Source organism: Shimia marina (assembly GCF_001458175.1).
Classification (GTDB): Bacteria; Pseudomonadota; Alphaproteobacteria; order Rhodobacterales; family Rhodobacteraceae; genus Shimia; species Shimia marina.
In genome coordinates this window covers 23308-35047 of the sequence record NZ_CYPW01000017.1, presented here as the reverse complement: position 1 = coordinate 35047, position 11740 = coordinate 23308, and the positions used below count along the sequence as shown (strand labels likewise).

The following is an 11740-nucleotide window of genomic DNA, read 5'->3' as shown; positions in this document are numbered from 1 at the left end:
TATAAAGTGACAAAAGATGCAGGGAGTTGCCACAATGACCGGAGAATTGTCGCCCATCGACAAGGCCAAATTTGTCGCCGCTAAGCGTGCCACCGACTATGTCGAGGATGGTATGCGGGTGGGATTGGGCACCGGATCCACTGCGGCATGGCTTGTGCGCTGCCTTGGGGAAATGGTGCGCGATCAGGGCCTGCGCATCAAGGGCGTGCCCACATCTACACGCACGGCGCAGCTTGCGCGGGAGGTTGGCATTGATGTCATCAGTCTGGATGAGGCCAAATGGCTCGATGTGACGATTGATGGCGCAGATGAATTTGACGCCGATCTCAATCTGATCAAGGGCGGCGGTGGCGCGCTTCTGCAAGAAAAGATTGTGGCCACTGCTTCTGATCAAATGGTTGTGATTGCAGATGTCGGCAAAGAGGTGGAGACGCTGGGCGCTTTCCCTTTGCCGGTGGAGGTGGTGCCCTTTGGTTGGCAGACCACACAGGCCCTGATTGAGGAAACCCTTGTCAGCATGGATGTGCTGGGTCGCTCCAGCACCCTGCGGATGAATGGTGCCGCGCCTTTTGTTACCGATGAGGGCAATCATATTTTAGACCTGCACCTGAACCGCGTCGGTGATGCGCGTCAGCTTGCGTTGGCCATCAACCAGATGCCGGGCGTGGTTGAAAACGGGTTGTTCATCGATATCTGTGATGCCGTAGTGGTCGGCTATGGTGACGGGCGTGTAGAAGTGCGCGATATCAACGCTGGCACAATCGAAGAGGCGATGCTCGACTTCGCGGAAACAGACAACCTGTTCACGGATCTTGTGGACTAACAAAAAGGCAAATCATGTCCTTTGATTATGATCTCTTTGTCATCGGCGGTGGGTCCGGTGGTGTACGGGCTGCCCGCGTTGCGGCGGCCGAAGGTGTAAAAGTCGCGCTCGCAGAGGAAGACCGCTATGGCGGCACCTGTGTGATCCGGGGCTGTGTTCCCAAGAAGCTGATGGTGTTTGCCTCTGAATATGCGGGCATGGTCGAAGATGCGCAGGCCTATGGCTGGGATATTCAGCCGGGCGCGTTTGACTGGGACGCCTTCAAAGGCAAGCTGCACGCCGAACTTGACCGTCTGGAAGGCATCTATCGCAATCTGCTGAAAAACAGCGGTGTGGAGAGCTTTGATCAGCGCGCCAAAATGGTGGATGCGCATACTGTGGAACTCTCAGACGGCACACAGAAAACCGCCAAACATATCCTGCTGGCCATGGGCGGGCGTCCGGTCTGGCCGGATCTGCCCGGCGCGGAACTGGGCATCAGCTCCAATGAGATTTTCCATCTGGAAAAACTGCCGGAGAGCATCCTGATTGTGGGCGGGGGCTACATCGCCTCTGAATTTGCCGGGATCATGAACGGCCTTGGCGTGAAAACCACGCAATTCTACCGCGGTGCGCAGATCCTGCGCGGCTTTGACGATGAGGCGCGTGGTCTGGTTGCCGAAGAGATGCAGCAGCGCGGTGTGGATATCCACTGCGGCACCAACGTGCTGGAGATGCGCAAAGAAGGCGACAAGATCTGGGTCAAGGCGACCAACGGCGAAGAGCGTTTGTTTGATCAGGTGATGTTTGCCACCGGGCGGGCGCCCAACACTGACAATATGGGGCTGGCAGAGATCGGCGTACAGTTGGGCCGTAAGGGCGAAGTCATCGTTGATGACTATGGCCAGACCGGCGTGCCTTCAGTGTTTGCTGTGGGCGACGTGACCGACCGCGTGAATCTGACCCCTGTTGCCATCCGCGAAGGCATGGCCTTTGTGGAAACCGTGTTCAAAGGCAATCCAACGCCGGTAGATCACGAGTTGATCCCAACCGCGATCTTCACGCAGCCAGAAATGGGCACCGTGGGGCTCAGCGAAGAAGAAGCTGCCGAGCAGGAGCCGATTGAGGTTTACGCCACCAGCTTCAAACCGATGCAGCAGGCCTTCGCAGGCCGTGCGGAGCGCGTTCTGATGAAGCTCATCGTGAGCAAGGCCACCCGCAAGGTACTGGGCTGTCATATCGTCGCGCCGGGTGCGGGAGAGATGATCCAGCTTGCGGGAATCGCCGTAAAAATGGGCGCAACCAAAGAAGATTTTGACCGGACCGTGGCGGTACACCCCACCATGTCTGAAGAGTTGGTCACAATGAAAGCGCCCGTGCGCAGCCTGTAAGGCGGCATGGGTTGATTTTTCTGGCGTAACCCTCAGGTTTATGGGGACGCCAGAGACTTATTGAGAAAGGGAAGATCCCGCATGGCAGGAAACAATGGCGGCCCCTGGGGAGGGGGCGGCGGCAACCAGGGCGGCGGCGGAAATCGCGGCAACAACAATGGCGGCGATCAGCGCCCGCCGCAGGGCGACGGGCCACAGATTCCCGACATCGATGACCTGATGAAAAAGGGTCAGGATCAACTGCGTGTGCTGATGGGCGGTCGCGGTGGAGATGGCGGCAATGGTCAGACCGGCGGCGGCGCGGGCGGCCCGGGCATCAGCAAAGGCATGTTGCTGATTGGTGCCGTGGTTGCTGTTTTTGCTTGGGGCGCAGCGAGCCTCTACAGGGTTCAGAACTTTGAACAATCTGTTGAGCTGTTCCTTGGGGAATACTACCGCACCGGCACAGAAGGTCTGAACTTTGCACCTTGGCCCTTGGTCTCGCGTGAAGTTCTTCCTGTGACCCGCGAACAGACCGAAGATATGGGCGGCGCGCGCCGTGGCGAAGACGGCCTGATGCTGACCGGCGATGAAAATGTTGTCGATGTTGACTATCAGGTGGTTTGGAACATTTCCGACCCTGCCAAATATCTCTTCAACCTTGCCGATCCGCCCCAGACCATCCGGGCGGTTTCTGAATCTGCGATGCGCGAAATCATCGCGCAGTCTGAGCTGGCGCCGATCCTGAACCGGGATCGTGGTGTGATCGCGGATCGTCTGCAAGAGCTGATCCAAGACACGCTCGACAGCTACGACAGCGGTGTGAACATCGTGCGTGTGAACTTTGACCGTGCGGATCCACCCGCCAGCGTGATTGACGCTTTCCGCGATGTTCAGGCTGCTGCGCAGGAGCGTGACCGTCTGCAAAACGTGGCGGACGCTTATGCTAACCGGGTTCTGGCCGAAGCGCGCGGTGAAGCTGCGCAGGTGCTGGAAGAAGCCGAAGGTTATCGTGCACAGGTCGTGAACGAAGCGCAGGGTGAAGCCAGCCGCTTTACCGCTGTTCTGCAAGAATATGTCAAGGCTCCTGATGTGACCCGCAAGCGTCTCTATCTGGAAACCATGGAAGACGTTCTTGGCGACATCGAAAAAGTGATCATCGATGAGGGAGCAGGCGATCAGGGGGTGGTGCCATACCTGCCGCTGAACGAACTGCGGAAGGGGAGCAACTGATATGAACAAGTCTACATATCTTCTGCCGATTGTGGTGATTGTGATTGCCGGTCTCCTGTCCTCGATCTTCATCGTGGATGAACGTCAAAAGGCGCTTGTGCTGCAATTTGGTCGGGTTGTCTCCGTGAAGGAAGATCCGGGTCTGGCGTTTAAGATTCCGCTGGTTCAGGAAGTCGTCACCTATGACGATCGCATTCTGTCCATTGATGTCGGGCCGATCGAAGTCACCCCGGCGGATGACCGTCGTCTTGTTGTGGATGCCTTTGCGCGTTTCCGCATCGCAGACGTGGTTCAGTTCCGTCAGGCTGTTGGTAACGGTGGTGAAGTTGTTGCGGGGCAGCGGCTTGACCGCATCCTGACAGCAGAAACCCGCGAAGTTCTCGGCACCGTGTCCTCCAAGGATATCCTTTCGACAGACCGTGCCGCGCTTATGTTGCGCATTCGCAATGCCGCCATTGCGGAGGCGCGCGCGCTTGGTCTCGAAGTGGTCGACGTGCGTCTGAAGGCCACCGATCTGCCACCGCAGAACTTGGAAGCCACCTTTGAGCGGATGCGTGCAGAGCGTGAACGTGAGGCAACCGATGAGCGGGCCCGTGGTAACGAAGCGGCGCAGCGTGTGCGTGCGCAAGCGGATCGTACCGTGGTGGAACTCGTCTCCGAAGCACGTCGTGAAGCGGAAATCACCCGTGGTGAAGCCGATGCAGAACGCAACGCGATCTTTGCAGACGCCTTTGGCGCGGACCCGGAGTTCTTTGAATTCTACCGGTCGCTGAATGCCTATCGTGCGGCGTTGCAGTCCGGCAATTCCACAATGGTGCTGTCACCTGACAGTGATTTCTTCAACTACTTCAAGGATGTGCAGGGCCGCTGATGGTGGAAACTGCGCTTCTGGCCCTTGGGCTGGTGTTGATTGTCGAGGGGCTGGTGTACGCACTGGCCCCTTCGCTTGTTGAGGAGCTTTTGGCAATGCTGCGGGCCATTCCCGAACAGCAACGCCGCTTGGTCGGGCTGGCCGCTTTGGCCTTTGGGCTACTCGTTGTCTGGATTGCGAAGGCGCTGGGCGCCTGAGCGTATCAGACCGCCGCGCCGTCAAAACGCGCGGCGGTTGCTGTTTGTCGAAGTCTTAAGGTCGCTCGATGGCGATTGCGGTGCCTTCGCCGCCGCCAATGCAGATGGCCGCCACGCCGCGTTTCAACCCGCGCTTTTCCAGCGCGTTCAGAAGCGTCACCATGATCCGCGCGCCCGAGGCACCAATCGGATGGCCCAAAGCGCAGGCCCCCCCGTTCACATTCACAATATCGCGACTCAGCCCCATTTCATGCATGAACGCCATGGGCACCACGGCAAAGGCCTCATTCACCTCCCAAAGATCCACATCCTCTTTGCGCCAGCCGATTTTTTGCAGGAGTTTCTGCGTGGCGGGCACAGGTGCGGTTGTGAACAGACCCGGAGCCTGCGCGTGGCTGGCATGCCCCACAATATGGGCGCGGACATTCAAACCCTGCGCTTTGGCAGCCTCCTCAGCGGCCACCACCAATGCGGCGGCTCCATCGGAGATGGAAGAACTGTTGGCCGCTGTCACGGTGCCATCTTTGCGAAACGCCGGTTTCAGCTGTGGGATTTTCTCCGGGCGGGCGTTGCCGGGTTGTTCATCCTCATGAATTTCGATCTCTCCCTTGCGGGTAGAGATCGTCACAGGCGCAATTTCCCCCTCAAAGGCCCCGCTTTTCTGCGCGTTCAGGGCATTGGAGAGCGATTTCAGGGCATAGTCATCCTGTGCTTCGCGTGTGAACTGAAAGCTTTCGGCGCAGTCCTCAGCAAAGGTGCCCATCAGGCGTCCTTTGTCATAGGCGTCTTCCAGCCCGTCCAGAAACATGTGATCAACCACCTGTTGATGGCCGATGCGCGCGCCACCGCGCATCTTTGGCAGAACGTAGGGTGCATTGGTCATGCTTTCCATGCCGCCTGCGATCATCAGATCCCGATCCCCAAGTGCCACGGCGTCATAAGCCATCATCGCTGCCTTCATGCCAGAGCCGCACATCTTGTTGAGCGTGGTTGCCGGTACCTCTTCGCCCAGACCGCCTTTAAAGCCCGCTTGACGCGCCGGGGCCTGACCTTGGCCGGCTGGCAGCACACAGCCCATGAGAACTTCATCTACGCTTTCTGTGCGCGCATCTGACAGGGCAGCACGAATCGCCGCGCCGCCAAGCTCCGCCGCTTCAACGCCGTCGAAAGCGCCCTGAAATCCTCCCATAGGTGTGCGGGCCGCTCCCGCAATCACAACTTTCCGCATTGCTGTGCTCCTCTTCAGCCACGAAATATTATTTCTCCATGGCCTTGCACGACAATCTTTGCAAGGATGTTACAACCCCCTCCCTCAGGGTGCGCGCTGTGGTAAATCAATCGTTCACAGGGGCGCGCTCACTTCTTGGTAACGATTAGGGGATAGAGTTCGTCTTGGACGAAAGTGAAGGAGAGGTCAGAATGAATGTGTCGAGTAAGACAGAGGGCGATGCTCTGATTGTGTCCGTGCATGAGACGCGGATTGATGCCTCTGTGGCGATTCAGTTCAAAGACCGCATGCGTGAAGAAACGGACGATGTCTCCGGTCGTGTGATCCTAGACCTTTCCGAAGTGGATTTCATCGATTCCAGTGGATTGGGTGCAATTGTTGCAGCCATGAAGCAACTTGGGGGCAGTCATCCTCTTGAATTGGCTGGTCTCAATGAAAATGTTGATAAAGTTTTCCGTTTGACCCGTATGGACACCGTATTCAGAATTCACAATTCTTTGACTGACGCGATTGCTATCTGATCGCTTCGTCGCACTTAAAGGGCACACAGAAGAGTGACCAACCCGCAGGCTGATATTCATATTGAGCTCGAAGGCACACCCCAAGAGGTGCGCAATGCTCTGGAAACGCTTCGGCACAAGCTGACGGCTCAGGAGTTTGCGGCCTGCAATGCCGGCGTGCTTGAAATTGTGCTCGCAGAAGTGCTCAATAATGTTGTCGAACATGCGCTGGCCGGGCGTCAGGATGGGCAGATTGTGATTGCCTGTAATTATTCCGATCACTGCTGGTTTGTTGAGGTGCGCGACAATGGCGCACAGATGCCTGAAAATAAATTGCCAGATGGTCAAATGCCTGATCTTGAACGCGATCTCTCCGATATGCCTGAGGGCGGCTTTGGGTGGGGCCTCGTGCGTTCTCTGGCACAAGATATCGACTATCAGCGGCGTGCCACAGGGCATAATCGCCTGAGTTTCCGCGTCCCGGATTGACGCTTCCCTCCCGCATTACATCATCACATCCCCGCACGCGGTTCCATCTTATGGATTTGCGCGCTTGCATCGTTTGCTGGCCTGATTAAAGTTCACATGTGAACAAAGGAGGCTCCTGCATGCGCGATTTTCATTTCCCCGGCCGCTCACCTGTGATGGCCACCAATGGCATGTGTGCCACCTCTACGCCATTGGCCGCTGAAGTCGCCGTGAGCATTCTGCGGCAGGGGGGCAATGCAATGGATGCGGCCATTGCTGGCTCTGTGCTGCTCGGGATTTGCGAGCCTGCGTCCACGGGCATTGGCGGGGATTGTTTTACTCTGGTGTCGCCTGCTGGGAGTGATGAGGTTCTGGCCTTCAATGGATCAGGCCGCGCGCCACAAGCGGCCAAAGCTGCAGATCTGCGGGCACGCGGGCTTGAGGCTGTGCCGCTCTTTGGGGTTGAGGCGGTGACCATTCCCGGCGCGATTGATGGCTTTTGCTCTCTTTCTGAAAGATTTGGCAAGCTTGGCATCGCCGACAGCCTCGCTCCGGTCATCCATTACGCCGAAGAGGGCATTCCCGTCGCACCACGGGCGGCCTTTGACTGGCAGTCCTGCCAAGGCAATCTGCAAGGCCATGGCCGCCGTCATTATCTCAAAGACGACCAGCCTTTGTCCAAAGGAGATATTTTCCGCGCGCCAGGTCAGGCTGAGGTCTTGCGCCGTGTCGCCGCACAGGGGCGGGATGCCTTCTATACCGGTGAAATTGCCGAAGACATGGTCAACACTTTGCGGGCGATGGGCGGTGTGCACACGCTGGAGGATTTTGCGGCCACCAAGGGCAATGAGACGACGCCGATTGGGGGCACGTATAAAGGCGTGGAATTGTTGGAGCATCCGCCCAATGGTCAAGGCGCCACGGCGATCCTGCTGCTCAATATCCTGAAGCATTTCGATATCGCTGCCATGGATCCCTTTGGCGTCGAACGCACGCACATTGAGGCAGAGGCCGCCAAATTGGCCTATGACGCGCGGGATCGGCTGATTGCGGATCCAGATCACACCATCCGCACGGCGCATATGCTGTCTGAGGAAACAGCTGCAAAGCTCGCGGCCCTGATTGATCCCAAACGGGCCATGCCCGCTGCGGCCCCGCTCACCGAAGCGGTGCACAAAGACACAGTCTACCTCTCCGTGGTGGACAAAGATGGCATGGCAGTGTCGATGATCTATTCGATTTTCCACGCCTTTGGGTCCGGCATTGCCTCCGACAAATTTGGCATTCTGATGCAAAACCGCGGCGGAGGGTTCACGCTCCAGGAGGGGCATCCAAATGAAATGGCCGGGGGCAAGCGCCCGATGCATACGATCATTCCCGGTATGGTGCGTCGCAATGGTCGCGTGGAGATGCCCTTTGGGGTGATGGGCGGGCATTATCAGCCCAACGGCCATGCACGTGTGCTTTCCAACATGGAGGACTTTGGCATGGATCCGCAGACCGCGTTGGATTCGCCGCGCTCTTTCGTGGAGGACGGCGTATTGAAACTCGAACGCGGCTATGGGGACGAGGTCAAGCAGGCCCTGACCGATATGGGCCACAAGGTGGTGGTGCCGGATGCGCCAATCGGTGGGGCACAGGCGATTCGCATTCATGAAAGCGGCGTGCTGGAAGGCGCGTCTGATCCGCGCAAAGACGGCGCCGCGATAGGATACTGACACATGGCTATCACCCCCATCAAAGACCTTGTCAACGCGGCCAAATCTGAAATTCGCAGCCTCAGTCAGGAAGAGGCCGCCGCGATGGTTGCGGCGGGCGAGGCCCTGTTTGTGGATATTCGTGATCCAAGGGAACTTGAGCGCGAAGGCCGCATCGAAGGTGCATTTCACGCGCCGCGTGGCATGTTGGAGTTTTGGATCGCCCCTGACAGCCCGTATCACAAACCAGCGCTTGCAACAGATAAGACACTGATCCTGTTTTGTGCCAGCGCGTGGCGCTCTGCGCTGTCGGTCAAGGTGCTGCAAGACATGGGCGTGACCAATATCGCCGAGATGGAAGGCGGCTTCTCAAGCTGGAAGAAACGTGGCGCTCCGATTCTGGAGAGCTGAAAAAACGCCGGCTGCAGAGGCCGGCGTGTCTTCATCTTGATCTGATCAGTTCAATGCGTAGTGCAAAGGATAGGCGCCATCTTCAAACGGCCCAAACATCTCATCCAAATCCGGATGGCTGACCGGTTCACCGGAATAGTCTGCGATCAGATTCTGCTCAGACACATAGGCCACATAGTAGCTTTGGTCATTTTCGGCGAGCAGATGGTAAAACGGCTGATCCTTCACGGGACGGCTGTCCTCAGGGATGGCCTCATACCATTCTTCGGTATTGGAAAACTCTGGGTCCACATCAAACACAACGCCGCGAAACGGGTGTTTGCGGTGACGGACGACCTGACCGAGGTAATATTTTGCACGTGTTGTAAGCATGTATTGCAGCCCCTACTCCTCAAAGTTAGACCCTGCAAGGGGGCTTTGTCCAACTTTCGGCGATTTTTAGCAGGAAACAGTCTGTGAACTTGATCTTAACAGTGTTGGAAATCGTGGCGCCAGTCTTCTTGGTGGCTGGGGTCGGTTTTGCCTGGGTGAAGGCGGGATTTGAGTATCGCATTCAATTTGTTACGCGACTTGGCGTGAACTTGGCTGTGCCCTGTCTGATCTTCACGGCGCTGATGAAGTCTGATGCGGATCTCAATGAATTGGGGCGGCTGACACTTGCAGGATTTGCAGGATATTTGCTGATTGGTGCTGTGGGGTGGAGCCTTTTGAAGCTCTTGAAGCTCGATATCCGTTCCTATCTCGCGCCGTTTATCTTCGGAAACACCGGCAACCTCGGCGTGCCCATGGCGCTTTTTGCCTTTGGGCAAGCAGGGCTTGATGGGGCGGTAGTGCTCCTGTCGATCACTGCGCTTCTCTCTTTCACATGGGGGATTTGGCTGGTCGCAGGGGAGGGCGCCCTTGGCAAAATGGCGCAGGAGCCGATGATCTGGGCGACCCTGCTGGGCGCGTTGTTTTTGGCCATGGGGTGGGAAACGCCGGGTTTTGTGACCGACACGCTGGAACTGATCGGGCAGATGGCGATTCCTCTGATGCTGCTCACGCTTGGTGTGGCCGTGGCACGCCTGACACCGGGCCGGGTTGTCACCGCCGTCGGGCTGTCCGTTGTGAAGTTCGCCCTATGTGCTCTGATCGGTTACGCGATGGCACGCGCCTTTGGCCTGAGTGGGACGTTGTTTGGTGTGTTGGTGTTGCAAATGGCGATGCCCGTTGGCGTGAGCAGCTATTTGCTTGCGGAGAAATACGAAGCGGATTCCGGCGCAGTGGCAGGTTTTGTTGTGGTTTCCACACTTGTATCCGTGATCGGATTGCCTCTGTTGCTCACGATGCTTGTCTAGCCAAGCAAATGTGATTGTCGCCTCTTGCGGATATCGGCTAGGCTGCAAAAAAAACAGAATATAGCGAGAGGCAGATGAGCAGACTTCTCTTCGCGTTGGTGATGTTGGCATTTGTTGCGGCCTGCGGCGGCAAAGATACCAGTGCGCCGCGCAATTTGGACAACGCGTGTGCGATTCTCAAAGAGAAGCCGCACTTTAAACGTGCATTCACAGCCACCAAACGTAAGTGGGGCGTGCCTGTGCACGTTCAGATGGCGGTGTTGTATCAAGAAAGCAAATTCATTTCCAACGCCCGGACGCCGCATAAATATGCGCTGGGCATTCTGCCGATGGGGCGTCAAAGCAGCGCGTATGGCTACGCCCAAGCACTTGACGGCACATGGGATGAATACCGTCGTGAGACCAGAAACCGGGGCGCGCGTCGCGACGATATCAAAGATGCCTCAGACTTCATGGGCTGGTATTTCCATCAGTCGCGGGATCGCAATGGCGTGTCACTACACGACGCGCGTGCGCAGTATCTCAATTATCACGAAGGGCATACAGGATACGCACGGGGCACATATCGCAACAAGGCCTGGCTGATGCGGGTTGCGGATGATGTGGCCAGCCGGTCGGCGCGGTATCAGGCACAACTGAAGAGCTGTTCGCGCATCTGGTGAGCGTGAGGCAGAATTCAAAAGCAAAAAGGGCGTCCCATCGGGGCGCCCTTTTTGCTTTTGGGGGGGATTCTGAAGGTTATTTGGAATGCTGAACAGGGCTTTAATTTGGTGGGTTGACAATTCCGACAAAAATAATCAGAAATAAGCCAGCGCTCCGGAGTGGAGCATCCCAACGTAGATTTTGGAGAGCCCAAATGACCATGCAAGCCCAAGCCGCTGACTATGTGAATGCCCTGCCTGTACATGACGCCCGTATCCTGACTGGTGAAAATGGACTGGCCCACATTCGTCTGAACGACCAGCTCTATACGCTGCGCATCACCCGCGCGGGCAAATTGATCCTGACCAAGTGAGCCCTGCCATGTCGGTCGGAGCACAACGGGTTGGCTGGATTGATGATCTCGGGCATGTGGAGCGCTTTGCCGTGCGTTGGTTGCGCCACTGGGAGCGTGATCCCAGCGGCCAGGCACAGCTGCAAGAGGCTCTGGCCACTGGCTTTGGTGAGGCACGTGCGCGGAATGTGACAGCTGTTTTTGCTGATCTCATGGAGCTGGCGCATGTATATGGGCGTCGCAAACTGTGTCGGCACGCCTGCCATTGTCAGTGTCTTGGTGCAGATGAGGCAATTTTCGCCCATCTTGTGGAGACCGCAGCGAATGGAGATGCAGAGGATGCAGCCATGTTGGCCGCTCTGATGGTGCGTCCGGATATGGCCATGTGTTTCGCCGGTCTTGCCGCCGAGTTTGGCATGGCTATGGCGGCACTGGCGCGATCCCTGCCGGCCCGACCCAGCCGTCCGTCGGCTCAAAACGCCTCGCGCTCGGACTCCCCTGCGAAGCAAATGATGAGCCGCATGTTGCACTGACCGGCTCTGTTACAAAGCTTTGGGTTGTGCACCTCAAAAGGGGGCATGACCCAAAAGCGCCTTGCGAATAAAGGACTATTTGGTCCACAATTTCACACA

15 protein-coding genes are annotated in these 11740 nt (G+C 57.2%); 13 read left to right on the top strand and 2 right to left on the bottom strand.

What is annotated here, in order from left to right; genetic code table 11:
* Positions 1 to 34 precede the first annotated feature (34 nt).
* The 5 genes from rpiA (at position 35) to SHM7688_RS08410 (ending at position 4473) form a co-directional block, all read left to right on the top strand.
* Positions 35 to 823: a ribose-5-phosphate isomerase RpiA gene (rpiA, locus tag SHM7688_RS08430; protein ID WP_058239500.1), complete on the top strand. Its 789-nt coding sequence runs from the start codon at positions 35 to 37 to the stop codon at positions 821 to 823.
* Positions 824 to 837: 14 nt separating this feature from the next.
* Positions 838 to 2193 carry a glutathione-disulfide reductase gene (gor, locus tag SHM7688_RS08425; protein WP_058239499.1) on the top strand — a complete coding sequence of 452 codons (1356 nt, stop codon included), beginning with the start codon at positions 838 to 840 and terminating at the stop codon, positions 2191 to 2193.
* A gap of 81 nt (positions 2194 to 2274) precedes the next feature.
* Positions 2275 to 3405 carry an FtsH protease activity modulator HflK gene (gene hflK, locus SHM7688_RS08420; RefSeq protein WP_058239498.1) on the top strand — a complete coding sequence of 377 codons (1131 nt, stop codon included), beginning with the start codon at positions 2275 to 2277 and terminating at the stop codon, positions 3403 to 3405.
* A 1-nt stretch (position 3406) separates the two neighbouring features.
* Complete coding sequence (gene hflC / locus SHM7688_RS08415) at positions 3407 to 4276, top strand: protease modulator HflC (RefSeq protein ID WP_058239497.1); 870 nt, start codon at positions 3407 to 3409, stop codon at positions 4274 to 4276.
* The gene (locus SHM7688_RS08410; protein ID WP_058239496.1) at positions 4276 to 4473 is read left to right on the top strand and encodes a DUF2065 domain-containing protein; all 198 of its coding nucleotides are present in this window, start codon (positions 4276 to 4278) and stop codon (positions 4471 to 4473) included. Before hflC ends, SHM7688_RS08410 begins: the two co-directional genes overlap by 1 nt.
* Before the next feature lie 55 nt (positions 4474 to 4528).
* On the opposite strand, the gene SHM7688_RS08405 is transcribed toward SHM7688_RS08410, so the two are convergent.
* Positions 4529 to 5701, bottom strand: coding sequence for an acetyl-CoA C-acyltransferase (locus tag SHM7688_RS08405; protein ID WP_058239495.1), 1173 nt, complete (start codon positions 5699 to 5701; stop codon positions 4529 to 4531).
* Positions 5702 to 5892: 191 nt separating this feature from the next.
* Between SHM7688_RS08405 and SHM7688_RS08400 the strand changes: the two genes are divergently transcribed.
* From SHM7688_RS08400 to SHM7688_RS08385, 4 genes are all read left to right on the top strand, one after another.
* On the top strand, positions 5893 to 6222 hold the full coding sequence (locus SHM7688_RS08400; RefSeq protein WP_058239494.1) for an STAS domain-containing protein: 330 nt from the start codon (positions 5893 to 5895) through the stop codon (positions 6220 to 6222).
* Between the two features lie 33 nt (positions 6223 to 6255).
* On the top strand, positions 6256 to 6690 hold the full coding sequence (locus SHM7688_RS08395) for an ATP-binding protein (RefSeq protein ID WP_058239493.1): 435 nt from the start codon (positions 6256 to 6258) through the stop codon (positions 6688 to 6690).
* A 119-nt stretch (positions 6691 to 6809) separates the two neighbouring features.
* Positions 6810 to 8387, top strand: a complete 1578-nt coding sequence (ggt, locus tag SHM7688_RS08390; protein ID WP_058239492.1) for a gamma-glutamyltransferase — start codon at positions 6810 to 6812, stop codon at positions 8385 to 8387.
* A 3-nt stretch (positions 8388 to 8390) separates the two neighbouring features.
* Positions 8391 to 8777: a rhodanese-like domain-containing protein gene (locus tag SHM7688_RS08385; RefSeq protein WP_058239491.1), complete on the top strand. Its 387-nt coding sequence runs from the start codon at positions 8391 to 8393 to the stop codon at positions 8775 to 8777.
* Between the two features lie 45 nt (positions 8778 to 8822).
* Here the strand turns inward: SHM7688_RS08385 and hspQ are convergent, their stop codons facing one another.
* Complete coding sequence (hspQ, locus tag SHM7688_RS08380; protein ID WP_058239490.1) at positions 8823 to 9149, bottom strand: heat shock protein HspQ; 327 nt, start codon at positions 9147 to 9149, stop codon at positions 8823 to 8825.
* A gap of 83 nt (positions 9150 to 9232) precedes the next feature.
* On the opposite strand from hspQ, the gene SHM7688_RS08375 reads away from it, so the two are divergent.
* From SHM7688_RS08375 to SHM7688_RS08365, 4 genes are all read left to right on the top strand, one after another.
* Positions 9233 to 10114: an AEC family transporter gene (locus tag SHM7688_RS08375; RefSeq protein ID WP_058239489.1), complete on the top strand. Its 882-nt coding sequence runs from the start codon at positions 9233 to 9235 to the stop codon at positions 10112 to 10114.
* Positions 10115 to 10188: 74 nt separating this feature from the next.
* Positions 10189 to 10776 carry a transglycosylase SLT domain-containing protein gene (locus SHM7688_RS08370; protein ID WP_058239488.1) on the top strand — a complete coding sequence of 196 codons (588 nt, stop codon included), beginning with the start codon at positions 10189 to 10191 and terminating at the stop codon, positions 10774 to 10776.
* 194 nt (positions 10777 to 10970) lie between these two features.
* A complete protein-coding gene (gene hemP / locus SHM7688_RS19410; RefSeq protein WP_144432528.1) occupies positions 10971 to 11129 on the top strand; it encodes a hemin uptake protein HemP in 159 nt (52 codons plus the stop codon).
* An 8-nt stretch (positions 11130 to 11137) separates the two neighbouring features.
* Positions 11138 to 11641, top strand: coding sequence for a hypothetical protein (locus tag SHM7688_RS08365; RefSeq protein WP_058239487.1), 504 nt, complete (start codon positions 11138 to 11140; stop codon positions 11639 to 11641).
* Positions 11642 to 11740 lie beyond the last annotated feature (99 nt).

Excerpts from the sequence above, each read along its gene's own strand:
- hflC (WP_058239497.1), top strand. The coding sequence starts at position 3,407 with ATGAACAAGTCTACATATCTTCTGCCGATTGTGGTGATTGTGATTGCC.
- rpiA (WP_058239500.1), top strand. The coding sequence starts at position 35 with ATGACCGGAGAATTGTCGCCCATCGACAAGGCCAAATTTGTCGCCGCT.
- hemP (WP_144432528.1), top strand. The coding sequence starts at position 10,971 with ATGACCATGCAAGCCCAAGCCGCTGACTATGTGAATGCCCTGCCTGTA.
- hspQ (WP_058239490.1), bottom strand. The coding sequence starts at position 9,149 with ATGCTTACAACACGTGCAAAATATTACCTCGGTCAGGTCGTCCGTCAC.
- gor (WP_058239499.1), top strand. The coding sequence starts at position 838 with ATGTCCTTTGATTATGATCTCTTTGTCATCGGCGGTGGGTCCGGTGGT.
- SHM7688_RS08410 (WP_058239496.1), top strand. The coding sequence starts at position 4,276 with ATGGTGGAAACTGCGCTTCTGGCCCTTGGGCTGGTGTTGATTGTCGAG.
- hflK (WP_058239498.1), top strand. The coding sequence starts at position 2,275 with ATGGCAGGAAACAATGGCGGCCCCTGGGGAGGGGGCGGCGGCAACCAG.
- ggt (WP_058239492.1), top strand. The coding sequence starts at position 6,810 with ATGCGCGATTTTCATTTCCCCGGCCGCTCACCTGTGATGGCCACCAAT.
- SHM7688_RS08370 (WP_058239488.1), top strand. The coding sequence starts at position 10,189 with ATGAGCAGACTTCTCTTCGCGTTGGTGATGTTGGCATTTGTTGCGGCC.
- SHM7688_RS08405 (WP_058239495.1), bottom strand. The coding sequence starts at position 5,701 with ATGCGGAAAGTTGTGATTGCGGGAGCGGCCCGCACACCTATGGGAGGA.
- SHM7688_RS08400 (WP_058239494.1), top strand. The coding sequence starts at position 5,893 with ATGAATGTGTCGAGTAAGACAGAGGGCGATGCTCTGATTGTGTCCGTG.
- SHM7688_RS08385 (WP_058239491.1), top strand. The coding sequence starts at position 8,391 with ATGGCTATCACCCCCATCAAAGACCTTGTCAACGCGGCCAAATCTGAA.
- SHM7688_RS08365 (WP_058239487.1), top strand. The coding sequence starts at position 11,138 with ATGTCGGTCGGAGCACAACGGGTTGGCTGGATTGATGATCTCGGGCAT.